This window comes from Pantoea sp. Ap-967 (genome assembly GCF_011752565.1).
Lineage (GTDB): Bacteria > Pseudomonadota > Gammaproteobacteria > Pseudomonadales > Pseudomonadaceae > Aquipseudomonas.
In genome coordinates this window covers 166,192-187,055 of sequence record NZ_VWXK01000010.1, presented here as the reverse complement: position 1 = coordinate 187,055, position 20,864 = coordinate 166,192, and the positions used below count along the sequence as shown (strand labels likewise).

The 20,864-nt window shown below is 65.9% G+C and carries 27 protein-coding genes; 10 read left to right on the top strand and 17 right to left on the bottom strand.

From position 1 onward, the window contains the following. Positions 1-96: 96 nt before the first annotated feature. From flgJ to flgB, 9 genes are read right to left on the bottom strand one after another with little or no spacing between them, the layout of a single operon-like run. Positions 97-1,017, bottom strand: a complete 921-nt coding sequence (gene flgJ / locus F3J45_RS13250) for a flagellar assembly peptidoglycan hydrolase FlgJ (protein ID WP_167062955.1) — start codon at positions 1,015-1,017, stop codon at positions 97-99. Beyond that, positions 1,017-2,138 carry a flagellar basal body P-ring protein FlgI gene (locus F3J45_RS13245; RefSeq protein WP_167062952.1) on the bottom strand — a complete coding sequence of 374 codons (1,122 nt, stop codon included), beginning with the start codon at positions 2,136-2,138 and terminating at the stop codon, positions 1,017-1,019. The genes flgJ and F3J45_RS13245 overlap by 1 nt, the downstream gene beginning before the upstream one ends. Before the next feature lie 10 nt (positions 2,139-2,148). After that, complete coding sequence (locus tag F3J45_RS13240) at positions 2,149-2,820, bottom strand: flagellar basal body L-ring protein FlgH (RefSeq protein WP_205300501.1); 672 nt, start codon at positions 2,818-2,820, stop codon at positions 2,149-2,151. An 11-nt stretch (positions 2,821-2,831) separates the two neighbouring features. Beyond that, positions 2,832-3,614 carry a flagellar basal-body rod protein FlgG gene (flgG, locus tag F3J45_RS13235; RefSeq protein WP_167062946.1) on the bottom strand — a complete coding sequence of 261 codons (783 nt, stop codon included), beginning with the start codon at positions 3,612-3,614 and terminating at the stop codon, positions 2,832-2,834. A 30-nt stretch (positions 3,615-3,644) separates the two neighbouring features. Next, positions 3,645-4,400, bottom strand: a complete 756-nt coding sequence (locus tag F3J45_RS13230) for a flagellar basal body rod protein FlgF (protein ID WP_167062943.1) — start codon at positions 4,398-4,400, stop codon at positions 3,645-3,647. Positions 4,401-4,404: 4 nt separating this feature from the next. Beyond that, positions 4,405-5,553 (bottom strand): flagellar hook protein FlgE, encoded by a 1,149-nt coding sequence (flgE, locus tag F3J45_RS13225; protein WP_167062941.1) that lies wholly within the window; start codon positions 5,551-5,553, stop codon positions 4,405-4,407. A gap of 22 nt (positions 5,554-5,575) precedes the next feature. Next, entirely contained in the window at positions 5,576-6,247 is a 672-nt protein-coding gene (locus F3J45_RS13220; RefSeq protein WP_167062938.1) for a flagellar hook assembly protein FlgD, read from the bottom strand. A 2-nt stretch (positions 6,248-6,249) separates the two neighbouring features. Next, positions 6,250-6,657, bottom strand: a complete 408-nt coding sequence (flgC, locus tag F3J45_RS13215) for a flagellar basal body rod protein FlgC (protein ID WP_167062935.1) — start codon at positions 6,655-6,657, stop codon at positions 6,250-6,252. A gap of 15 nt (positions 6,658-6,672) precedes the next feature. Further along, positions 6,673-7,086: a flagellar basal body rod protein FlgB gene (gene flgB, locus F3J45_RS13210; RefSeq protein ID WP_167062931.1), complete on the bottom strand. Its 414-nt coding sequence runs from the start codon at positions 7,084-7,086 to the stop codon at positions 6,673-6,675. Positions 7,087-7,248: 162 nt separating this feature from the next. Here flgB and flgA point away from each other — a divergent pair, with 162 nt between their 5' ends. From flgA to F3J45_RS13190, 4 genes are all read left to right on the top strand, one after another. Next, positions 7,249-7,938: a flagellar basal body P-ring formation chaperone FlgA gene (gene flgA / locus F3J45_RS13205; protein WP_205300500.1), complete on the top strand. Its 690-nt coding sequence runs from the start codon at positions 7,249-7,251 to the stop codon at positions 7,936-7,938. Positions 7,939-8,039: 101 nt separating this feature from the next. Then, complete coding sequence (locus F3J45_RS30315) at positions 8,040-8,336, top strand: flagellar biosynthesis anti-sigma factor FlgM (protein ID WP_167062928.1); 297 nt, start codon at positions 8,040-8,042, stop codon at positions 8,334-8,336. Between the two features lie 36 nt (positions 8,337-8,372). Beyond that, on the top strand, positions 8,373-8,804 hold the full coding sequence (gene flgN, locus F3J45_RS13195) for a flagellar protein FlgN (RefSeq protein ID WP_167062926.1): 432 nt from the start codon (positions 8,373-8,375) through the stop codon (positions 8,802-8,804). A 208-nt stretch (positions 8,805-9,012) separates the two neighbouring features. After that, positions 9,013-11,022, top strand: a complete 2,010-nt coding sequence (locus F3J45_RS13190) for a DUF4034 domain-containing protein (RefSeq protein ID WP_167063033.1) — start codon at positions 9,013-9,015, stop codon at positions 11,020-11,022. Positions 11,023-11,165: 143 nt separating this feature from the next. Here the strand turns inward: F3J45_RS13190 and F3J45_RS13185 are convergent, their stop codons facing one another. Continuing rightward, positions 11,166-11,594: a molybdopterin-binding protein gene (locus tag F3J45_RS13185; RefSeq protein WP_167062923.1), complete on the bottom strand. Its 429-nt coding sequence runs from the start codon at positions 11,592-11,594 to the stop codon at positions 11,166-11,168. Positions 11,595-11,617: 23 nt separating this feature from the next. Next, entirely contained in the window at positions 11,618-11,881 is a 264-nt protein-coding gene (locus F3J45_RS13180; RefSeq protein WP_016394077.1) for an accessory factor UbiK family protein, read from the bottom strand. A 365-nt stretch (positions 11,882-12,246) separates the two neighbouring features. Here F3J45_RS13180 and glnK point away from each other — a divergent pair, with 365 nt between their 5' ends. The 3 genes from glnK (at position 12,247) to sutA (ending at position 14,722) form a co-directional block, all read left to right on the top strand. Next, positions 12,247-12,585 carry a P-II family nitrogen regulator gene (gene glnK, locus F3J45_RS13175; protein ID WP_002555808.1) on the top strand — a complete coding sequence of 113 codons (339 nt, stop codon included), beginning with the start codon at positions 12,247-12,249 and terminating at the stop codon, positions 12,583-12,585. A 45-nt stretch (positions 12,586-12,630) separates the two neighbouring features. Beyond that, the gene (locus F3J45_RS13170; RefSeq protein WP_167062920.1) at positions 12,631-13,965 is read left to right on the top strand and encodes an ammonium transporter; all 1,335 of its coding nucleotides are present in this window, start codon (positions 12,631-12,633) and stop codon (positions 13,963-13,965) included. A 427-nt stretch (positions 13,966-14,392) separates the two neighbouring features. Continuing rightward, positions 14,393-14,722, top strand: coding sequence for a transcriptional regulator SutA (gene sutA / locus F3J45_RS13165; protein ID WP_056794110.1), 330 nt, complete (start codon positions 14,393-14,395; stop codon positions 14,720-14,722). 150 nt (positions 14,723-14,872) lie between these two features. Here the strand turns inward: sutA and F3J45_RS13160 are convergent, their stop codons facing one another. Genes F3J45_RS13160 through F3J45_RS13135 form a run of 6 tightly spaced genes read right to left on the bottom strand, consistent with a single transcriptional unit; the run spans position 14,873 to position 19,477 of the window. Next, on the bottom strand, positions 14,873-15,568 hold the full coding sequence (locus tag F3J45_RS13160; protein ID WP_167062917.1) for an HAD family hydrolase: 696 nt from the start codon (positions 15,566-15,568) through the stop codon (positions 14,873-14,875). Further along, positions 15,565-16,464: a tyrosine recombinase XerC gene (gene xerC, locus F3J45_RS13155; protein WP_167062914.1), complete on the bottom strand. Its 900-nt coding sequence runs from the start codon at positions 16,462-16,464 to the stop codon at positions 15,565-15,567. Before xerC ends, F3J45_RS13160 begins: the two co-directional genes overlap by 4 nt. After that, complete coding sequence (locus F3J45_RS13150) at positions 16,464-17,168, bottom strand: DUF484 family protein (RefSeq protein ID WP_167062911.1); 705 nt, start codon at positions 17,166-17,168, stop codon at positions 16,464-16,466. The genes xerC and F3J45_RS13150 overlap by 1 nt, the downstream gene beginning before the upstream one ends. A gap of 13 nt (positions 17,169-17,181) precedes the next feature. Continuing rightward, positions 17,182-18,006 (bottom strand): diaminopimelate epimerase, encoded by an 825-nt coding sequence (gene dapF / locus F3J45_RS13145; protein ID WP_205299788.1) that lies wholly within the window; start codon positions 18,004-18,006, stop codon positions 17,182-17,184. A gap of 10 nt (positions 18,007-18,016) precedes the next feature. After that, entirely contained in the window at positions 18,017-19,264 is a 1,248-nt protein-coding gene (gene lysA, locus F3J45_RS13140; protein WP_167062905.1) for a diaminopimelate decarboxylase, read from the bottom strand. A gap of 9 nt (positions 19,265-19,273) precedes the next feature. After that, complete coding sequence (locus F3J45_RS13135) at positions 19,274-19,477, bottom strand: lipoprotein (RefSeq protein WP_167062902.1); 204 nt, start codon at positions 19,475-19,477, stop codon at positions 19,274-19,276. Between the two features lie 250 nt (positions 19,478-19,727). Here F3J45_RS13135 and cyaY point away from each other — a divergent pair, with 250 nt between their 5' ends. The 3 genes from cyaY (at position 19,728) to rnk (ending at position 20,817) form a co-directional block, all read left to right on the top strand. Beyond that, the gene (cyaY, locus tag F3J45_RS13130) at positions 19,728-20,060 is read left to right on the top strand and encodes an iron donor protein CyaY (RefSeq protein ID WP_167062899.1); all 333 of its coding nucleotides are present in this window, start codon (positions 19,728-19,730) and stop codon (positions 20,058-20,060) included. 1 nt (position 20,061) lies between these two features. Further along, on the top strand, positions 20,062-20,274 hold the full coding sequence (locus tag F3J45_RS13125; protein WP_167062896.1) for a DUF1289 domain-containing protein: 213 nt from the start codon (positions 20,062-20,064) through the stop codon (positions 20,272-20,274). Positions 20,275-20,406: 132 nt separating this feature from the next. After that, positions 20,407-20,817 carry a nucleoside diphosphate kinase regulator gene (rnk, locus tag F3J45_RS13120; RefSeq protein WP_167062891.1) on the top strand — a complete coding sequence of 137 codons (411 nt, stop codon included), beginning with the start codon at positions 20,407-20,409 and terminating at the stop codon, positions 20,815-20,817. The last annotated feature ends 47 nt before the right edge of the window (positions 20,818-20,864 follow it).

Here is a 20,864-nt window from a genome sequence, read left to right as displayed (position 1 = left end):
CAAGATCGGCCTGGGGGGAGGGGATCTTGACCCCAGGCGAGGCAGAATTTTCCTGGCCGGTGAGGGCGAGCGCCGCATCGCCGGCTTTGCGCGCGCCTACGGGGCTTGCGTGGGGCTGCTAGGCGCTCGGGCGATGGTGGCCATCACGCCAATCAACTTGTCGGCGTAATGCGGGTCGGTGGCGTAGCCGCCTTGCTGCAATGCAATGGCAGCCTGGGTGCTGTCGGCAGCATTGCGCGCCGCGGCGTAGCCGGGCCGCGAGCGGATCAACCGTGCATAGTCGTCGAACGCCGCCTGGGCACTGGGGTACACGCGGAAGCTCTCCACTTGTTTCTGCGCCTGGCCGTCGACGTACTCGGTGGTCTGCACCTGGGCTGTTTCACCCTGCCAGCCAGCACCGGCCTTGATGCCGAACAGGTTGTGGCTGTCGGCGCCGCTGGCCGTGGTGATGCGCCGCCGGCCCCAGTCGGTTTCCAGCGCCGCCTGGGCCAATATCAGCTCGGCAGGCACGCCGCTGCGGCGCTCGGCGAGCTGCGCGGGGTCGGCCAGGCGGGCGACGAAGGCGTCGACGTGGTCGGCGTTTTCGCGGTTGCCGGGGCGCACTTCATAGCGCTTCCAGGCCTCGAATGCCGGGGCCTGGCGGGTGAGGCCAGCAAACGGCGAGTCGCTGCTGGCCACCGCCTGGTCGAGCAGGTTGCCGTTGCCGCTGCCGGGCACGTGGCCGGTCAGGCTGCGGGTCAGCTGGTCGGCCAGGCCCATGCCACGCCCGGCCAGGGTTTGCGCCCATTGCTGGTCGAGCATTTCGGTGTACAGCTCGGTTTGCGAGTCGCTGGACAGCTGCGATTTGGGAATCGCCTCGCGCATGCTCTTGAGCATGGTCTGCAGGAACAGTGCCTCGAATTGCCGCGCGGCCTCCTTCAAGCCCGCTTCGCCATCGCGCCCGGCCTCGCTGCGCAGGCGCTGCAGGCCCTGCACGTCCATGGCAAAGCCAGCTGCACTGCCATTGCCCAGGCTCATCAGATGATCTCCAGTTCGGCGCGCAGGGAGCCTGCGGCCTTGAGCGCCTGCAGAATCACCATCAGGTCCTGCGGGGTGGCGCCCAGGGCGTTCAAGCCCTTGACCACGTCCATCAAGTCGGCGCTGCCTTCCAGCACGCGCAGGGCGCGGGCCTGGGTTTCGATGGAGATGTTGCTGTTGGCGGTGGCGGCGGTTTGCCCGCCGCTCAGGGCGCCCGGCTGGCTGACACTGTTGGTGGTGTCGATGGTCACCGACAGGTCCCCGTGGGCCACGGCGGCGCGCAGCAGCTTCACCGAGCCGTTGAGCACCACCGAGCCGGTACGGGAGTCGAGAATGACCTTGGGCCGCGCCTGCATCGGCAGCACGTCGAGGCTGTCGATGCGGGCCATGAAGTTGACCCGCTCGTTGGCCGACAACGGCCCCTGCACCTGCACCAGCCCGCCGTCCACTGCCGAGGCCACGGTGCTGCGCATTTCGCTGTTGATGGCGAACACCACGCGCTGGGCGGTGGCCGGGTCCGGCTCGCGCAGCTGCAGTTCGAGCAGGCCGTGCTGGCTGCCCAGGTTCAGCGGCACCGTTTGTTCCACTACCGCGCCACGGCTGATGCGGCCACCGGCGAGCTGGTTGATCTGCACGCTGCTGCCGTTGGCCGAGGCGCCGGCGCCACCCACCAGCAGGTTGCCCTGGGCCACGGCATAGACATCGCCATCGGCGCCCTTGAGCGGCGTCATCAGCAAGGTGCCGCCGCGCAGGCTGCGGGCGTTGCCGATGGAGGAGACGACCACGTCGATCTGCTGGCCGGGGCGGGTCAGCGGCGGCAGGTCGGCGGTGACGATGACCGCGGCGATGTTGCGCATCTGCATGTTGGCGTTGGCCGGCAGGGTCAGGCCCAGCTGCGACAGCATGTTGGTCAGGCCCTGCTCGGTGAACGGGCTTTGGGTGGTCTGGTCGCCGGTGCCGTCCAGGCCCACCACCAGGCCGTAGCCGACCAGGTTGTTGGTGCGGATGCCGGCGAAGTCGGCAATGTCGCGGATCTGCTCGGCCTGGGCAGTGCCGGCCAGCAGCAGGGCCAAGCCTGCGAGCAGCAGGCGCAGCACGCGCCCCGGGATGGACTCAGCCATGGTTCACTCGCTAGAAAGGTGACAGGTTGAGCAGGATGCGTTGCGCCCAGCCCATGCGTTGCGCTTCGTTGATGTAGCCTTCGCCGACGTACTCGATGCGCGCCAGTGACACCTGGCTCGACGACACGGTGTTGTCGCCGGTGATCGAGCGCGGGTTGACCACGCCGGAGAAGCGGATGAATTCGGTGCCCTGGTTGATGGCGATCTGCTTGTCGCCGCGCACCCGCAGGTTGCCGTTGGCCAGCACTTCCATCACCGTGACCGAAATGGTGCCGGTGAACGAGTTGTTCGCCCGCGAGCCGCCGCTGCCGGCGAACGCGTGGTCGGTGGAGGCCGACAGGCCGTAACTGCCAACCTGGGAGTCGCGCGCGGAGGTGGTGGCGAACGACAGGCCCAGGCTGCCGCTGCGGTCGGCACTGGACGAGGAGGTCTTGCTGGCGCTGACCTGCTCGTTGAGCTCCACGGTCAGGGTGTCGCCAACCATGCGTGGGCGGCGGTCCTCGAACAATGGCTGGGAGACGTGCCGGCCCTGGTAGATCGAGCCGTTGGCCAGGCGCGAGGGCAGGGTGGGCAGGTCCATGGCCTCGTCGGGCACCACTGGCTTGCGCACCAGGTCCGCGCAGCCGGACGCCGCCAGGGCGGCGGCGAGCACGGCAACCTGCAACGGCGCACGCCATGTCATGGGGCCGGGCATCAGAGCTGGGCCAGGCGCTGGAGCATTTCGTCGGAGGTTTCGACGGCCTTGCTGTTGATTTCGTAGGCGCGCTGGGTCTGGATCATGCCGACCATTTCCTCCACCACGTTGACGTTGGACGTTTCCACGTAGCCTTGGCTCACCGTGCCGCCGCCGTTCAGGCCGGGCGTGGTTTCGGTGGGCGAGCCGGATGCATCGGTTTCCTGGTACAGGTTCTGGCCGATGCTCTGCAGGCCTGCGTTGTTGACGAACAGCGCCAGGTTCAGCTGGCCGACCTGGGTCGAGGCGCTGCTGCTGGGCTGGGTCACCGACACGATGCCGTCGGTGCTGATGCTGATCGAGGTGGCGTTGGCCGGAATGGTGATGCCGGCGGTGAGCTTGTAGCCGTTGGAGTTGACCATCTCGCCGTTGGCGTCGAGCTGGAAGCTGCCGTCGCGGGTGTAGGCGGTGGTGCCGTCGGGCATGTCCACCTCGAAGAAGCCCAGGCCGTTGATGGCCAGGTCCTTGGAGCTGCTGGTCTGTTCCAGGTTGCCCTGGGTGTGCAGGCGCTCGGTGGCCACCTGGCGCACCCCGGTGCCCACCTGCAGGCCCGACGGCAGGCGGGTGTCGGTGCTGCTTTGGGCGCCTGGCTGGCGCACGTTCTGGTAGACGAGATCTTCGAACACCGCCCGCGAGCGCTTGAAGCCGTTGGTGCTGACGTTGGCCAGGTTGTTGGCGATGACGTCGAGCTGCCCTTGCTGGGCTTCAAGGCCGGTCTTGGCCGTCCACAGTGATCTGATCATCGATCGGTTACCTATTCATTCGGTGCCGGCTCAGCCCTGCAGGGCGAGCAGTTCGTTGGCGGCCTTGGCGTTTTCGTCGGCGGCGCTGATGGCCTTCATCTGCATTTCGTAGCGGCGGGCGTTGTCGATCATCGCCACCATGGCGCCGGTGGGGCTGACGTTGCTGCCCTCCAGCGCCCCGGGGGCGACCCGCAGGCTGTCGTCGGCCGCCAGCGGCTGGCTGACGCCATTGGCGTCGGCAGGCGTGCGGAACAGGCCGTCGGTGCCTACCTGCAGGCTGCCCGGCGGCGCCGAAACCAGCTTGAGCTTGCCCACCGGGCTGAGCCCGCGCGGCTCCATGCCCTGCTCGCGCACGCTGATGGTGCCGTCGCTGCCCAGGGTCACTTCGCTGCCCAGCGGCACGCTGATCGGGCCGCCGTCTCCGATCACCGGCCGGCCGGCGACGGTCATGGCGCCGTTGCCGTCTACCTGCAGGTCGCCCCGGCGGGTGTAGGCCTCGCTGCCGTCGTCGGCCTGCACGGCCAGCAGGGTGTCCTGGCCCAGGGCCACATCGAGGTTGCGGTCGGTGTGGGTGATGGGGCCTTCGCTCCAGTCCACGCCAACCCCGGTGGCGCTCACCGAAACCCGGGTCGGCAGGCCTTCGCCGGCCACCGGCGAAGACTCCATCTGCACCAGTTGCGCGCGAAAGCCTGGGGTGACGATGTTGGCCAGGTTGTTGGCCACCACCGCCTGCTGCTCAAGGGCCTGGTTGGCGCCGCTCATGGCGGTGAAGAGCATCCGGTCCATGGCATCAGGAACCGATGTTCACGGCTTGCTGCAGCACTTCGCTCTGGGCGGTCACCGACTTGGCGTTGGCCTGGAAGGTGCGCTGGGCGATGATCAGGTTGACCAGCTCGGCGGTCAGGTCGACGTTGGAGTCCTCGGTGGTGCCGCTGAGGATCGAGCCCAGCGAGCCGCTGCCAGCCACCCCCAGCAGGGCCTGGCCCGAGGCGGTGGTGGCCAGCCAGGTGTTGTCGCCGTTGGACTTCAGGCCGTTTTCGTTGGAGAAGGTGGCCAGCTGGATCTGGTCGATTTCCTGGGTCTGGTCGTTGGAGTAGGTGGCGATCACCGTGCCGGTGTCGTCGATGGTGAAGCTGACCAGGCTGCCGGAGGTGTAGCCGTTCTGGTCGATGCTCGACACTTCCGAGTCGTTGCCGAACTGGGTGGTGCCGGTCAGGTCCAGCTCGATGGACATTGCGGCGGCGCCGTTGGCCGGGTCGTAGGTGTAGGTGCCGGTTTCGCCGCTGGTGATCAGGCCGCTGGAGCTGAAGGTGACGGTCTGGCTTTCGCTGAGCACATTGCCATCAATGGCGGTGTGCACTTCCCAGGTATTCTCGTCGGTCTTGCTGAAGTACAGCGTCGAGGTGTGGCTGATGCCGAGCGAGTCGTACACCGTGGCGGTGGTGGAATAGGAGTAGGTGGACGAATCGGTGGCGTCGAAGGTGTCGGTGATGACGTCTTCGCTGGCGTCCAGGTTCAGCTCCGCGTCCAGTTCGCTGCTGGCGCTGGCCTGCATGCCGCTGGTGGGAATCTGGATCACGCCGTTGACGCCCAGCAGCTTGTCGCCGGCCGCGTTGGTCAGGTAGCCGTCGGAGGTCAGGGTCAGCTGGCCGTTGCGCGAGTAGACGGTCTGGGTGCCATCGGTGAAGGTGAAGAAGCCTTCGCCGTTGATGGCCAGGTCCAGGCTGTTGTCGGTGGTGGTCAGGCTGCCGGACTCGAAGTTCTGCACCACCCCGGACACCGTGGTACCCAGGCCCACATCGGCCCCGGAGTAGACGTCGGCGAACTGCACCGTCGAGCTCTTGAACCCCACGGTCTGCGAGTTGGAGATGTTGTTGCTGACCACTTCCAGGTCAGTGGATGCGGCGCTCAGGCCGCTCAGCGCTTGGGAAAAGCCCATGGTTGTTCTCCGTGATCAGGGTTCAGAGGACCAGCTTGATGTCGCCCAGGCCGACGTTGTCGTTGACCCCGCCCAGGTCCAGGGCCACTTCGTCGTTGCTGTCGGTGGTCACACCGGTGACCAGTGCGTACTTCAGGGCCGTGGCGGTGACGCTGTCGTCGCCGCTGGTGGCGCTGACGCTGAAGGTGTAGCTGCCGTCGGCGGCGGTGCTGCCATCGTCCTGGGTGCCGTCCCAGGTCAGGGTCTGGGTGCCGGCGCTCATGTCGCCCACATCCAGGGTGGCAACGACATTGCCGCTGCTGTCCTTGATGCTGACGGTGACGTCGTCGGCATCGCTGCCCAGGGTCACGCCGAAGGTGGTGGCCACGCCGCTGGCAACCTGGATGGTGTTGCCCTCGATCAGCACGCCGTTGCCCACCAGCGCCGAGGCCTGCAGGGTTTCCGAGGCGCTGATCTGGCTGGAAATGCCTTCCAGGGTGCTGGTGACTTCCTCGATGCTGCTGATGGTGCTGATTTGCGCCAGCTGGGTAACCATCTCGCTGTTGTCCAGCGGGTCGGTTGGGTCCTGGTTCTGCAGCTGGGTGGTCAGCAGGGTGAGGAACTGGTCCTGCAGCTCTTCGGCGCTGGAGGCGGTGTTGTCGCTGCTGGAGCTGTTCATGGTCGAGAGGACCGAACTTGCAATGGTGCTGGTCATGGTCAGGCTTCGCCGAGGGTCAGGGTCTTGAGCATCAATTCTTTGCTGGTGGCCATGACTTCGACGCTGGCCTGGTAGGAGCGCGAGGCGGAAATCATGTTGACCATCTCGCCCACCGGCTCGACGTTGGGCATGGTCACGTAGCCCGACTCGTCGGCCAGCGGGTCGCCGGGGCGGTACTCCTGGCGCATCGGCGAGCCGTCCTCGATCACTTGGCTGACGCGCACGCCACCGATGTCGCTGCCGTCCTGGTACTGGGTTTCGAACACCACCTGGCGCGCGCGGTAGGCCTCGCTGTCCGGGCCGCTGGTGGTGTCGGCGTTGGCCAGGTTGCTGGCGGTCACGTTCATGCGCTCGGACTGGGCACTGAGCGCGGAACCTGCGATATCGAAAATGCTGAACATCGGCATGGGCTGTTCCCCGGATTATTCGGATTGCATCGCGGTCTTGAGCGATTGCAGGCGGTTGCTGAGGAAGGTCAGGCTGGCCTGGTAGCGCACGCTGTTGTCGGCGAACTGGGCGCGCTCGCGGTCCATGTCCACGGTGTTGCCATCCAGGCTCGGCTGGTCGGGCACCCGGTACAGCAACTCGCTGACGCGGCTGGCGTGGCTGCTGGCCTGCAGGTGGCGGTCGGACGTGGTGGCAAGGCTCATGCCGCGGCTGGCCGGGCGGCCGTCGCCCAGCGAACTTGCCAGTTCGGCGGCGAAGTCGAAGTCACGGGCGCGGTAGTTGGGCGTGTCGGCGTTGGCGATGTTGGTGGCCAATACCTGCTGGCGCTCCGCGCGCAAGCTCATGGCGTCCTGCTGGAAACGCAGCTCGTTGTCGAGTTTGTCGATCATGCCTGGCGGCCCATGCCCTTTCGTTGAACGGCTTGCAGAGTAGTGGGCGGGGGCGCCGGGCAAAGGCTGGAACAGACCGCTATTTGGCGAGCAATTCGAGCTTTGCGTTGTGGCCGGGGTGCCTAGAATGCTGCGCCTGAACCTTTTCAAGAGGCGCTTGCGATGCCTGGACCTGCCCGATATGCGCGAACCCTGGCCCTGATGGTGTGCCTGCTGCAGGCCGGGTTTGCCTGGGCCGAGGGTGGCCTGCTGGAGCAACGGGTGCGCCAGCTGGTGGAGCCGCGCCTGCCGGCGGGCAGCCGCCTGACGGCGCTGGAACTCGGCCAGCCGGCTGCGCGCATCCTTGGCTGCGGCCAGCCATTGCCCTATTTGGTGCACCCGCGCAGCTTGCCGGTGGGGCGCGTGGCGTTTGGCGTGCGCTGCGCGGGCGATGAAGCGTTGCTGGGGTATTTGCAGGTCATGGTGGGTGCGTCCGGCAGCTATGTGGTCAGCGCCCGGCGTATCGATGTGGGCGAGGTGATCCAGGCGAACATGCTGATCAGCCGCCGCGGGCCGCTGCAGGATCTGCCCAAGGGCAGCGCCCTGCGCGCCGAGCAACTGCTGGGCCGCCAGGCGGCGCGGGGCGTGCAGGCCGGCGCGGTGATCGCCCTCAAGGCCGTGCGCGAGCGCTGGCTGGTGGAGCGCAACCGGCCCGTGGTGCTGCGGGCACAGGGCGCCGGGTTCAGCCTGAGCCGCGAGGGCAAGGCGCTGGACAACGGCGGCCTGGGCAGCACCGTGCGGGTTCAGGGGGGCGATGGCAAAACCTACAACGCCCAGGTCATAGGCAGCAACGAACTGCTGCTGCGCTACTGACGTGCCCTGCGAAATTTTTTCATCAAAAGCCTATCGACGGGCAAAAGTGGCCCCCCACGGATGCCGATAGTGTTGCAATCACAGCCATCGAAGCCTCTATCGTGAAAATCATAAGCTCCCCGCCAAGCAGCCTTCTGCCCCCGACCGATAGCAGCCTGGCCGGCACCAATCCGAGCCGGGTCGGCGCACAAGACCTGGACGCCCTGGCCGAAGAAACCGTGCAGATTTCGCGCATCGGCGACCTGCAAGGCAGCGACGCGACCGCGGACGTCGACCTGGAAAAGGTGGCGGCCCTGCGCCAGTCGATTGCCGATGGCAGCCTGCAGACCGACGCCCAGGCCATCTACACCAGCCTGGTTGCCGATATCCGGGAAATGGCCGGCAGCGAGCCAACATGAACGCTTGCGCGTACCGAGCCTGAGCGTGGGGTGCCTATGAGCCTGGAAAGGCATCTGGATGTGCAGCAGCGCGCTGTCGAGCTGCTGCTGCAACTGCTGGAACAAGAGCGCCTGGCCCTGGCCCAGGGCCGGGTGGATGCCGAGCGCTTGCGCGAACTGGTGGCCGGCAAGCAGGCGGCGTTGCTGCGCCTGGAGCAACTGGAGGCGGTGCGCGCCGGTGCGCAGCTCAAGCTTGGCTATGGGCCGGGGCGCGAGGGTGCCCTGCGCGCGGCCCGTGATGCCGACTGCCTGGGCGCCTGGCGCCGCCTGCGGCAACTGGCGCTGCGCGCCCGCGCCCTGAACCGGGCGAACGGTGAGGCGCTGGGTGTGCGCCTCAAAGGCAACCAGCAGATTCTCGATTTCCTCGACCGCATCACCGCCGACCGCCTGTACGGGCCCAACGGTCGCCCTTTGCCAAGCCTGGGCTGAGCCCTCCTTTCACACCCAGCGCGCACATCACTGTCGTCAGCGGTTCGCAGCCCAGGGGATTTCCCTGGGTATTCATACCAACTGATAAATAGTGGATCCAATGTCTTTGCGCTAATGTGGGCTATGGCTTAGTGTTCAAGCGCTGACCGCCGTTGCCATGGGATGGCAACGTGACCTTTGAAATGGACTTAAGGTACTGCCCGTGCAAATGCTCACTCGCGCCCGCCAGCACATACGCGAACGGGTGAAGGCCAGTGAATTCGCTGAGCTGAACCGTTTTTTCGATAGCCTCCAGGCACACTGGCGGCAGGCACCCCCCGGCGAATGCCCTGCCTATCTGCAGGCGCTGCAGGGCTATTGGCTACTCGGCTGGGACCAGCAGGATGGCAAGGCGCTCACGCCGCTCATCAAGGCCTGGATCGACGCCTGCCCCAAGGCCTACCACCCGCAAGTGGTGATGGGCTTTCACTGCCTGGGCCGCGCCTGCCAGATCCGCGGCAACGCCGCCGCCCATGATGTCCCCGAAGAGCGCTGGCTGGCCGCCGAACAGGCGTGCGAGATGGCCACGGCGCATTTTCTGCGGGCCATGGAGCGCTCCACGCAGCCGGTGGCAGCGGTAATCGGCATGCTGCGCCTGAGTGCGCACTTTCGCGAGCCGGGCTGGCTGGTGGAACTGTTCCAGGGCCATGTGGCGCGCTTCAGGCCCAGTGCCCACGCCGATGTGGAAGTGCAGGAGGGCGCGGCGCCCTGGCTGGTCAGGCATGGCTTGGCGCCCTTGGTCGAATTGCCCCAGGTATTGCCGCCCTGCCTGTGTGCCCGCGATGCAGGTGAAAGCGCCCAGGCGTATTGGTTGCACCACGCACTGCTGTGGTTTCCCGGGTGTTTCGAGGCGATCGAAACCTACGCCGCCTACCAGACGCCGCGCTGGGGTGGGCGCCATGATGCCATCGAGCGCCTTGCCGCAGGCCCGTTGTGCCAAGGCTGGACAGACAGGCAACGCAACGCGGTTCGCTGGCTGGCGCTGGAAGAGCAGTTCTGGCTGCCCCAGGCCGACCAGTTGCAGCAGGTCGCGGCCTGGAAGAGAACCTTCGAACAGTGGGCCGAGCGCGAACTGCGCCCCCGGGAGCGGGCCACCTTGCTCGCCCGCCGGGCGGCCTTTCGCCGCCATTCGCTGCATGATTGCAGCGGCGCCATGGGCGACTTCGTTGCCGCGGTGGAGCTTTATCCTGACCACGCCTTCGTGCCGGCCATTGGCGAGCCTTTCTACAGCGGTGTCTGCCTGGTACTGCTGCATGGCATGCCGGACCCCACCCAAGCATTGCGCACGGCCATCGAACGCTTGTGCGAGCAGCCTTGGCAAGCGGCGGCCTGCGCCCTGCGCGGGGTCGCCGAGCGGTTTGGATTGTGGGGCTTCGCGCCCTGCGCCGAGGCGGCCCATGGGTGGCTGCAGGTTGCGGTGAAGCGTCAGCACGGGCGTGAAGGGCAGGGCTTCGATGTACTGGAAGTTGCGCGGCTGTTGTGGACGGCCAGCCTGCATGAGGCCGCCCTCTACCTGTACCAGGCCTGTGCCGAGCTGAAACTGGCAGACGCCGCCATCACCTTGTACGAACTGCACCGGGGGGCGCTGGCCAACACCCCGGAGCGCTACCTGAACCCGGAGGCTGCCCAGCACTGGCTGCTGCGCGCGGTTGAAGCGGGCACGCCGACGGCCAGGTACACCCTGGCCTGCCAGCACATGCGTGAGGGGCAGGACTTTACCCAGCGCAGCGCCGTGCAGATGGTCCGGCGTTTGTTGTGCGATGCCTTGGGGCACGCGCAGACCGACGCCGGGGCGCGTTTGCAGTTGGGCATTCTGTTAAGGCAACACGGCCAGCCGGCGGAGCAGGTAGAGGCGGTGGATTACCTGCTGGGGCTGGTGGAGCATGCCGATGACAGCATTGCCGCGCGTGCGTGCGCCGAGCTGGGGCTGGCCTGGATGCAGGGGCAGGGCACCCGCAGGCAGAGCCGCTATGCGGCGATCGAATGGGCCAACCGTGCCGTTGAACTACAGCCGCAAGATTCGCTTATCGCAGGGATTCAGGGGCAAGTGCGTAATTCCGGCAGCCGGGTGAAAACCTTGTTTACCCTGTGTGGGGCGGCGTTGTTCCGGGGCGACCTGCATGCCAGCGAACTGCCGCCCAAGGTCGTGGGCCAGGACCAGCAGCGGGCATCGGCTTGAGGGCGATGGGGCGCCCGCAAATCGTAAATATCGGGTTTAACGGATATTGCTGTAGGAGCGGGCTTGACCCGCGAAGCAAGCGACGCGGTGCATGGCACCGGCTGCGCCGGTGTTCGCGGGGCAAGCCCGCCCCTACAGAGGGCTTATGGCTTGGTGCCGAGGATGATGTGCGAGGCCTTGATCAGGGCAGTGGCCTTGACGCCCGGCGCCAGGCCCAGCTCCTGCACTGCCTCGCGGGTGACGATGGAGAACACCTCGGTGCCCCCGGCCAGTTTCAGCACCACTTCGGCATTCACCGCACCGTCACCCACGCGCACCACTTCGCCTTCCAGGGCGTTGCGCGCCGACAGTTTGTAGCCGGCGGCATCGGTCATCAGCACCACCCACGGCGCTTTCACCAGCGCCACGGCCTCCTTGCCGACATTGATGTTCAGGCTGTGCAGGCTGGCCATGGTGACCACCGCCACCAGCTTCTCGCCGCCGCCCAGGGTCAGCTCGACCTCGGCATTGACGGCGCCAGGCTGCACGGCGCTGACCTTGCCTTCGAATACGTTACGGGCACTGACTTTCATGGTGTGGCACTCCTTATCGATTGTTATTCCTGTGCCGCTGGCGCCATGCGTGCTTCCAGCTCGGCGACTTGCTTCTCCAGGGCTTCCAGGCGCGCGCGAGTGCGCGCCAGAACCACCATCTGGCTGTCGAATTCTTCGCGGCTCACCAGGTCCAGCTTGCTGAACGCGCCTTGCATCAGCACCTTGAACTGGCTTTCCAGCTCGGCACGGGGCTGGGCGGTGTCGCCGCTGAACAGGCGCGAGGCCTGGTCGCTGAGGGCGTCGAGGAGGGCTTTGGGCGCGAGCATGTTCGGCTGTCCACTGAAACTGAGAAATGGCCCGCAGTGTAGCACGGGGCAAAACGCCCTTCTGGCTGCACGTTTTTCGAGCAGCGTTTGCCGGCCCTGCGCACCGAAACCGTGCATCTTTTTCGTGCTGGCGACTGGCCAACCCTGGTCGTTTTGCGTAACCCGCTGTTTTTCGGCGCTTTGCCGGAACTGGCAAGCTTTCTGCAATGACCTGTATGAGCCATGCACTGATGCAGTTCCTTTGTGACCAGGCAGCGCGCACGCGCAGCCGATGCCGACGGTGCGTTACAAAGCCAACCGCTGCGCTTAGACTTGAGACGGGTTTGTTTTCCTGGGGCAAGTCCACCAAATCGGGAGAGAGTTTCATGAAGCTAGTCACAGCCATCATCAAGCCGTTCAAGCTGGACGACGTACGCGAGTCGCTGTCGGAAATCGGCGTGCAGGGCATCACCGTCACCGAAGTCAAAGGCTTCGGGCGGCAGAAGGGCCACACCGAGCTGTATCGCGGTGCGGAATACGTGGTCGACTTCCTGCCCAAGGTGAAGATCGACGTCGCCATCGACGACAAGGACCTTGATCGAGTGATCGAAGCCATCACCAAGGCAGCCAACACCGGCAAGATCGGTGACGGCAAGATCTTCGTGGTGAATCTGGAGCAGGCGATCCGCATCCGTACCGGCGAAACCGATACCGACGCGATCTAAGCGCCAACACGCCTCACCAAACCCAAAGCCCCAGGAGAAAACAACATGACTCTGCGTAAGATCGCAGGGCTAGGAGCCCTATTGTCCCTCGTAATGCCTGGGCTAGCCCTGGCCGAGGAAACAGCTGCCCCAGCGCTGAACTCCGGCGACACCGCCTGGATGCTCACTTCCACAGCGCTGGTGCTGTTCATGACCATTCCGGGTCTGGCCCTGTTCTACGGCGGCATGGTGCGTTCCAAGAACGTGCTGTCGGTGATGATGCAGTGCTTCGCCATCACCGGCCTGATCAGCATTCTCTGGGTGATCTACGGCTACAGCATGGCCTTCGATACCACCGGTATGGAAAAGGGCGTGCTCAACTTCAGCTCCTTCGTCGGCGGGTTCTCCAAGGCGTTCCTGAGCGGCGTCACCCCGGCCAACCTGACTTCGGCCACGGCGCTGTTCCCTGAGGCGGTGTTCGTCACCTTCCAGATGACCTTCGCCATCATCACCCCGGCGCTGATCGTCGGTGCCTTCGCCGAGCGCATGAAGTTCTCCGCAATGCTGGTGTTCATGGGTATCTGGTTCACCCTGGTGTACGCACCGATCGCGCACATGGTGTGGAGCGGTGACGGCGCGCTGCTGTGGGACTGGGGCGTACTCGATTTTGCAGGCGGCACCGTGGTGCACATCAACGCCGGTATCGCCGGCCTGGTCTGCTGCCTGGTGATGGGCAAGCGCAAAGGCTACCCGACCACGCCGATGGCCCCGCACAACCTGGGCTACACCCTGATGGGCGCGGCCATGCTGTGGATCGGCTGGTTCGGCTTCAACGCAGGCTCCGCTGCCGCCGCCAACGGCACCGCTGGCATGGCCATGCTGGTGACCCAGATCGCCACCGCCGCTGCCGCGCTGGGCTGGATGTTTGCCGAGTGGGTCTTCCACGGCAAGCCAAGCGCCCTGGGCATCGCCTCGGGTGTGGTCGCAGGCCTGGTGGCCATCACCCCGGCCGCTGGCACCGTGGGCCCGATGGGCGCCCTGGTGATTGGCCTGGTGTCGGGCGTGGTCTGCTACTTCTGCGCCACTACCCTCAAGCGCAAGCTGGGCTATGACGATTCGCTCGACGCCTTTGGCGTGCACGGCGTGGGCGGCATCATCGGTGCCATCCTCACCGGTGTGTTCGCAGCCCCTGCCCTGGGCGGGTTCGGCGCGGTCACCGACATCGGTGCCCAGGTCTGGATCCAGGCCAAGGGCGTGATCTTCACCGTGGTCTACACCGCCATCGTCACCTACGTGATCCTCAAGGTGCTGGATGTGGTGATGGGCCTGCGGGTCAACGAAGAAGAAGAGTCGGTCGGCCTCGACCTGGCTCAACACAACGAACGCGGCTACAACCTGTAACTGCGACGCTGGAAAAACTTGCCCGGTTCGCCGGGCATTTTTTTGCCTGTTTTTTGCCATTTCCCGCAGGGCAAACGGTTTATCACCCCAGTTCGCGACGTAGGCCAAAAACTTACAACTTGTAAGGCGTTTATGGAGCTTTGTTTTTTCTGCGGGCGCGCTAGAATGCGCGCCGAAGGGTGTTGGTCATGCAGGCCGCACACTTCGCCAGCCTTTGCTAGGCTTGCCAATAGCGTGTGGCCAGCAGGGGGCTAGGATTTTCCAGGTCCTGCCAGGAGCAGGGCCTGCTGGGTACCGCCTCCCATGAGGAGTGCCGGCCCAAGGGCAGTGGCCAACCCACGGCCAGTTGAATTTTCACTGGTGGCTGCCGGTCTACGGCTGCACTGGTCTATAACTAACCTGCTTTTCGCAAGTCATGAGGTAGAACATGAGCGACGACGATCTGGAAAACGACGACCTCGAAGTAGGCGATGAAGACGAGGCTGATGAAGGCCTCGAAGCGGCGGCTGACGACGGCGCCGAAGATGCTGGCGATGACGACAGCAGCCCGGCCCCCACTGCCAAGGGCAAGTCCAAGGCCGCCGTCTCGGTAGACGAGATGCCGAGCATGGAAGCCAAGCAGAAGGAGCGTGATGCCCTGGCCAAGGCGATGGAAGAATTCCTGTCGCGCGGTGGCAAGGTGCAAGAAGTCGAGGCCAACGTGGTCGCCGACCCGCCCAAGAAGCCGGACAACAAATACGGCAGCCGCCCTATCTGAGTGGCTGAGTACAGAAAAGCCCGCCGTCGCTGCGGGCTTTTTTGTGGGCGCCTATCGGCGCTTCGCGAGCTTTGCTCGCTCCTACGGGGTCGGTGCGCGGGCTGGTAGGAGCGAGCGCAGCTCGCGATGCGCCGTCAGGCGCTCAATCTGTCAGCGCCAGCGCGATAGCACGTCAGGCAATTGCGACAACCGCTGAATCTCGGCATCCGGCGCCTGCTCACCCGTCCAGGCCTTGCCCTGTGGGTTGAACCACACGGCCCGCAAGCCGGCCCGCTGGGCTCCGGCGATGTCATCGCCGGGGTGATCGCCGACGTGCACCGCCGCACTGGCCTGCGCCTCGCCGCGCTTGAGCGCTTCGAGGAATGGCGCCGGGTCCGGCTTGCCGATGCCCAGGTCCTCGGCGCACAAGGCGAAGCGGAAGTAATCGGCAAGCCCCAGCCGGCGTACGTCGGCATTGCCATTGGTCACTACGCCCAGGGTGTAGTGGTGGCGCAGGATTTCCAGTACCGGCACCACCTCGGGGAATACTTCCACCTGGTGGCGGGCGTGCAGGAACACCTCGAACCCTTCGTTGGCCAGATCCTGGGCCTGTTTATCGCTGTAGCCGACCGCTTCCAGGGCATGGAACAGCACGCGCCGGCGCAGGGCGCTGATGCGGTGCTTGAGCCCCGGCTCGGCCTGAACCAGGCGCTCGCGGATGGCGAACAGGTGTTCCACCGGCACGCCACCGAGCACCGGAGCGTTGGCCTGCAGCCAGTCGCGCAGCACCACCTCCGCGCTGGCAATCACGGGTGCGGTATCCCACAGGGTGTCGTCGAGGTCGAAGGTGATCAGCTGGATGCTCATGAGTCTGTGCCTTTGCTGCGTTTGGCCCTGGGGTGGGCGCTGTCGTACACCGCGGCCAGGTGCTGGAAGTCCAGGTGGGTGTAGATCTGCGTGGTGCTGATGTCGGCGTGGCCGAGCATTTCCTGCACCGCGCGCAGGTCCTGGGACGATTCCAGCACGTGGCTGGCGAAGGAATGGCGGAGCATGTGCGGGTGCAGGTGCTGGCCCAGCTCGCGCTCGCCGGCGGCCTTGACCCGCAGCTGAATGGCCCGGGGGCTCATGCGGTTACCCTGGCGGGTGATGAACACCGCGCTGTCGCGTGGGCCGCCGATGCCGCGCAGCTTGAACCAGGCCTGCAGGGCCTCGCGCGCCTTGCGCCCAACGGGCAGCACGCGGCTCTTGCTGCCCTTGCCGAGCACCTGCACCAGGCCGGCGGCAAGGTCGAGCTGTTCCAGGTCGAGGTTGTTCAGCTCCGACAGGCGCAGCCCGGAGGAATAGAACAGTTCCAGGATGGCCTGGTCGCGGCGGGCGATGAAGTCGTCATCCACGCCGCCATCGAGCAGTTGCAGGGCGCGGTCAGTGTCCAGCACCTTGGGCAAGCGCCGCTCGCCCTTGGGGGCGCTCAGGCCGCTGGCCGGGTCGTGCTGGCAGTGGCCTTCGCGGTTGAGGTAGCGGTACAGGCCGCGCACGGCCGACAACAGCCGTGCCAGGCTGCGTGAGGACTGGCCCTGGTGGTGCTGGCGGGCGATCAGCTGGCGCAGTTGCTGGATCTGCAACGCGCCCCAGCCGGCGATGCCCTGGCTGTTGCAGTAGTCGATGACCTTGTCGAGGTCGCGGCGGTAGGCCAGCAGGGTATGCTCGGACACCTGGCGCTCGTTGCGCAGGTGTGCGCAATAAGCCTCCAGCAGGCGCTCCATCAGCGCACCGGGCGCAGGGTCTGGGTGACGCGCGGCACCACGCGGCCGAGCACTTCGGCAATGTAGCCGAGGAACAGGGTGCCGACGCTGCTCTTGTAGTGCTGCGGGTCGCGGCTGCCGATCGCCAGTACGCCGTGCAGGCCTTGGTACTCCAGGGCGGCCACGGCGCTGGAACCCACTTCCTGGTGCTGCTCCTTGCCGAACAGGAATGCCAGCTCGTGCTCGCGCAGGTTGCCGCTGACGGTCTTGCCGCCGCCAAGCAGGCCGCCGATGGCCTGTTGCGCCTCGGCGCTGCTGACCCAGCGGCCAACGGGTGCTGCGTTGTCGCCGAACAGGATGAGGCTGACGAAGGGCACGTGGAATTCCTGGCGCAGGCTGTCTTCGACGGCCATTACCACTTCTTCCAGGCTGCCAGCGTCGAGCAGGTCGAGGATCAGCCGGCGGGTCTTGTCGAACAGCCGGTCGTTGTCGCGGGCCACGTCCATCAGTTGCGACAGGCGGTGGCGCATCTCGATGTTACGGTCACGCAGCAGCTTCAGCTGGCGCTCCACCAACGACACGCTGTCGCCGCGCTGGTGGGGAATGCGTTGCTCGACCAGCAGCTCGTCGTGCTCGGCGAAGAACGTGGGGTGGGCGCGCAGGTAGGCGACCACCGCGTCGGCGTCGAGCTCATCGGGCTGCTGGGGTACTGGCTGATCGGTCATGGCGGTTACTCGCTTAGAGACGAACCTGTCCTTCGTAGACGCGCACGGCCGGGCCGGTCATCAACACGGGCTTGCCGGGGCCGGCCCACTCGATGTTCAGGCGGCCACCGGGCAGGTCCAGGGCCACTGGGGAGTCCATCCAGCCCTGGCTGATCGCGGCCACGGCCGCGGCGCAGGCGCCGGTGCCGCAGGCCTGGGTTTCACCGGCACCGCGCTCCCACACGCGCAGGTTGGCGCGATGGCGGTCGATGACCTGGAGGAAGCCGACGTTCACCCGTTGTGGGAAGCGCGGGTGGTGCTCGATTTTCGGGCCCAGCGCATGCACAGGCGCGGTGTCCACGTTATCGACGCGCAGCACGGCGTGCGGGTTGCCCATGGACACGGCGGCAATCGAATGCACCTGGCCGTCGACTTCCAGCGGGTAGTTCAGGGCCTGGGCGTCGGCGACGAAGGGGATGTCAGCCGGGATCAAGCGCGGCGGGCCCATGTCGACACACACCTGGCCGTCGTTCTGCACGTCCAGCTCGATGACGCCGCCCTTGGTTTCCACGCGGATGCGCTTCTTCGCGGTCAGGCGCTTGTCCAGCACGAAGCGGGCGAAGCAGCGCGCACCGTTGCCGCACTGCTCGACCTCGGAGCCATCGGCGTTGAAGATCCGGTAGCGGAAGTCCACTTCCGGGTTGCTCGGCGCCTCGACGATCAACAGCTGGTCGAAACCGATACCGGTGTGGCGGTCACCCCATTGCCTGGCATGCTTGGGCTGGATGTGCGCGTGCTGGCTGACCAGGTCGAGAACCATGAAGTCGTTGCCCAGCCCATGCATCTTGGTAAAGCGCAGCAGCATGGGTTTACTCCGGCAGCAGGCTTTCGCCAGCGTACAGTTCGGCAATGGTTTCGCGGCGGCGAACTTCGAAGGCCTGGTCACCGTCGACCAGGATCTCGGCGCAACGGCCACGGGTGTTGTAGTTCGAGCTCATGACGAAACCATAGGCGCCCGCCGACTGAACGGCCAGCAGGTCGCCTTCGGCCAGGTTCAGCACGCGCTCCTTGGCGAGGAAGTCGCCGGTTTCGCAGATCGGCCCGACCAGGTCGTAGGCACGGCCTTCACCTTCACGTGGGGTGACCGCGCTGACACCCATCCAGGCCTGGTAGAGGGCCGGGCGGATCAGGTCGTTCATCGCCGCATCGATGATGGCGAAGTCCTTGTGTTCGGTGTGCTTGAGGTATTCCACGCGGGTCAGCAGGGCGCCGGCGTTGGCCACGATGTAGCGGCCTGGTTCGAACACCAGGGCCAGGTCACGGGTGCCGACGCGCTCGCGGATGGCCTTGATGTAGTCGGCCACCAGTGGCGGCTCCTCGTCACGGTAGCGCACGCCCACACCGCCACCCAGGTCCAGGTGGCGCAGGTGGATGCCGCACTCGGCCAGGCGGTCGACCAGGGCCAGCAGGCGGTCGAGGGCATCGAGGAACGGGTCGACGGTGGTCAGCTGCGAGCCGATGTGGCAGTCGACACCGACCACGTCCAGGTTCGGCAATTGCGCGGCGCGCACGTAGATGGCTTCGGCGTCGGCAATGGCGATGCCGAACTTGTTTTCCTTGAGGCCGGTGGAAATGTACGGGTGGGTGCCGGCATCGACGTCCGGGTTCACCCGCAGCGAGATCGGCGCGACCTTGCCCATCTCGGCAGCCACCACTTGCAGGCGCTCAAGCTCGTCGGTGGATTCGACGTTGAAGCAGTGCACGCCGACTTCCAGGGCGCGGCGCATGTCTTCGCGGGTTTTGCCCACGCCGGAGAACACCACGCGGTCGGCACGGCCGCCGGCGGCCAGCACCCGCTCCAGCTCACCGCCGGAGACGATGTCGAAGCCTGCGCCAAGGCGCGCCAGGACGTTCAGCACGCCGAGGTTGGAGTTGGCCTTGACGGCGAAGCAGACCAGGTGCTCGGTGCCTTGCAGGGCATCGGTGTAGCTGCGGTACTGGGCCTCGATGTGGGCGCGCGAGTACACGTAGGTAGGGGTGCCGAAACGTTCGGCGATGGCCGAGAGGGCCACGCCTTCCGCGAACAGTTGACCGTCGCGGTAGTTGAAAGCGTTCATCTGATTTCCTTACTGCTCTGGCGACTGCTCGGGCTGGATCGGCTGCTCATCTTGCGGCTGGACCGCAGGGGCGTGCTGGTGCTGGTGCGATTTTTTCGGGCCTTTGCCGTCCTTGCCATCTTCAGGCAGGTACAGGGGGCCCTTCTGGCCGCAGGCCGAAACGAGGCAGGCAACCGCGACCAGCGCCGCGAGCGAGGAAATCAGGCGCTTCATGGGTGAAATCCTTTGAAATATGCAGTATTGCGCCCGAGTATACCGAGCGACCGGCGGCTTGCCTATGCAAGAGCCGGTCCGTCGGGCGGGCTATGCTTGGGTGTTGCCTGTGCCGGCACTGGCCCCCCTGTGGCAGCGGGTTTGCCCGCCAAGAGGCCGCTGCAGGCAGTCGCTAGCCTTTGCATTCAGGGCTCGGCGCCCGTATCTTGCCCGGCTTGCCCGTGAAGCAGTCAATTTCGAGGTTCCTGCAATGAGTTTGAGCGAAGCGCGTTTCCATGATCTGGTCGACGCGACCCAACAGGCCCTGGAAGACCTGTTCGACGAGAGCGGCCTGGACCTGGACATGGAGAACTCCGGCGGTGTTCTCACCATCAAGTTCGAAGGCGGCGCCCAGCTGATCTTCAGCCGCCAGGAGCCGCTGCGCCAGCTGTGGCTGGCCGACCGCTCCGGCGGCTTCCACTTCGACTACGACGAAGAAAGCGGCAAGTGGGTGTGCGAGAAAAGCGAAGAGCTGCTGGGTGAAATGCTCGAGCGTATCGTCTGGGAGCGGGCCGGCGAGAAGCTGGACTTCGACGAGATCTGACATGAGCACTCCGGCGCGGCCAGCCAAGCCGCTCTACAGCAATGTCAGCCCCGCAGTGCCGTCGCCCTGCATCAGCGTGTGCCGGCTGGACGAACAGCGGGTGTGCACCGGTTGCCACCGGCATGTCGAGCACATTCGCGAGTGGCGTTCGGCCGATGACGAGCGGCGCCGGCAGATCTGCCGCGAGGCCCAGGCGCTGCGCGCGCGGGCTTGAGTATTTGCCCGGCTGTGGTAGTGTCGGGTTGTGCGTCACCGACGCGAAAGCATTGACAAACCCCGCCCTTGGGCGGGGTTTTGCTTTATCTGCCTGTGCAAAATCGCCTGTTCAAAGGAGTCTGACTGGATCATGAGCACCAAGCCTTCCCTTATCCTCACCCGACTGGACGTACAGCGTCTCGAGCGCCTGATCGACAGCCTCGATGACAGCGCCCCGGGCGTGCTTGCCTTGCAGGAGGAGCTGGACCGTGCCGGGCAGGTGGTTGGGCATGAGGAAGTGCCGGCGGGCGTGGTCACCATGAACTCGCGGGTGCATTGCCGTGAATTGGCCAGTGGCAAGGATTACCACCTGACCCTGGTGTACCCCAAGGATGCTGGCGGCGAGGGCAAGGTGTCGGTGTTGGCGCCGATTGGCTGTGCGCTGCTGGGGTTGTCGGTGGGCGAGCAGATCGATTGGCCGGCGCCGGGGGGCAAGACCCTGAAGCTTGAGTTGCTGGATGTGGAGTATCAGCCAGAGGCTGCTGGGGATTTCGACCTTTGAGATCTTGGGGGCGCTTTGCGCCCCATCGCGAGCTTTGCTCGCTCCCA

Bases quoted from the DNA above. Each gene is read 5' to 3' on its own strand.
- flgJ (WP_167062955.1), bottom strand. From the start codon at position 1,017: ATGAGCCTGGGCAATGGCAGTGCAGCTGGCTTTGCCATGGACGTGCAG.
- F3J45_RS13125 (WP_167062896.1), top strand. From the start codon at position 20,062: ATGAGCACTCCGGCGCGGCCAGCCAAGCCGCTCTACAGCAATGTCAGC.
- F3J45_RS13180 (WP_016394077.1), bottom strand. From the start codon at position 11,881: ATGCTCGCGCCCAAAGCCCTCCTCGACGCCCTCAGCGACCAGGCCTCG.
- F3J45_RS13135 (WP_167062902.1), bottom strand. From the start codon at position 19,477: ATGAAGCGCCTGATTTCCTCGCTCGCGGCGCTGGTCGCGGTTGCCTGC.
- glnK (WP_002555808.1), top strand. From the start codon at position 12,247: ATGAAGCTAGTCACAGCCATCATCAAGCCGTTCAAGCTGGACGACGTA.
- F3J45_RS13185 (WP_167062923.1), bottom strand. From the start codon at position 11,594: ATGAAAGTCAGTGCCCGTAACGTATTCGAAGGCAAGGTCAGCGCCGTG.
- F3J45_RS13150 (WP_167062911.1), bottom strand. From the start codon at position 17,168: ATGACCGATCAGCCAGTACCCCAGCAGCCCGATGAGCTCGACGCCGAC.
- lysA (WP_167062905.1), bottom strand. From the start codon at position 19,264: ATGAACGCTTTCAACTACCGCGACGGTCAACTGTTCGCGGAAGGCGTG.
- flgB (WP_167062931.1), bottom strand. From the start codon at position 7,086: ATGATCGACAAACTCGACAACGAGCTGCGTTTCCAGCAGGACGCCATG.
- flgA (WP_205300500.1), top strand. From the start codon at position 7,249: ATGCCTGGACCTGCCCGATATGCGCGAACCCTGGCCCTGATGGTGTGC.
- F3J45_RS13240 (WP_205300501.1), bottom strand. From the start codon at position 2,820: ATGACATGGCGTGCGCCGTTGCAGGTTGCCGTGCTCGCCGCCGCCCTG.
- flgN (WP_167062926.1), top strand. From the start codon at position 8,373: ATGAGCCTGGAAAGGCATCTGGATGTGCAGCAGCGCGCTGTCGAGCTG.
- flgG (WP_167062946.1), bottom strand. From the start codon at position 3,614: ATGATCAGATCACTGTGGACGGCCAAGACCGGCCTTGAAGCCCAGCAA.
- xerC (WP_167062914.1), bottom strand. From the start codon at position 16,464: ATGGAGCGCCTGCTGGAGGCTTATTGCGCACACCTGCGCAACGAGCGC.
- flgC (WP_167062935.1), bottom strand. From the start codon at position 6,657: ATGCCGATGTTCAGCATTTTCGATATCGCAGGTTCCGCGCTCAGTGCC.
- cyaY (WP_167062899.1), top strand. From the start codon at position 19,728: ATGAGTTTGAGCGAAGCGCGTTTCCATGATCTGGTCGACGCGACCCAA.
- F3J45_RS13230 (WP_167062943.1), bottom strand. From the start codon at position 4,400: ATGGACCGGATGCTCTTCACCGCCATGAGCGGCGCCAACCAGGCCCTT.
- F3J45_RS13160 (WP_167062917.1), bottom strand. From the start codon at position 15,568: ATGAGCATCCAGCTGATCACCTTCGACCTCGACGACACCCTGTGGGAT.
- F3J45_RS13220 (WP_167062938.1), bottom strand. From the start codon at position 6,247: ATGACCAGCACCATTGCAAGTTCGGTCCTCTCGACCATGAACAGCTCC.
- F3J45_RS13245 (WP_167062952.1), bottom strand. From the start codon at position 2,138: ATGGCTGAGTCCATCCCGGGGCGCGTGCTGCGCCTGCTGCTCGCAGGC.
- sutA (WP_056794110.1), top strand. From the start codon at position 14,393: ATGAGCGACGACGATCTGGAAAACGACGACCTCGAAGTAGGCGATGAA.
- F3J45_RS13170 (WP_167062920.1), top strand. From the start codon at position 12,631: ATGACTCTGCGTAAGATCGCAGGGCTAGGAGCCCTATTGTCCCTCGTA.
- flgE (WP_167062941.1), bottom strand. From the start codon at position 5,553: ATGGGCTTTTCCCAAGCGCTGAGCGGCCTGAGCGCCGCATCCACTGAC.
- F3J45_RS13190 (WP_167063033.1), top strand. From the start codon at position 9,013: ATGCTCACTCGCGCCCGCCAGCACATACGCGAACGGGTGAAGGCCAGT.
- rnk (WP_167062891.1), top strand. From the start codon at position 20,407: ATGAGCACCAAGCCTTCCCTTATCCTCACCCGACTGGACGTACAGCGT.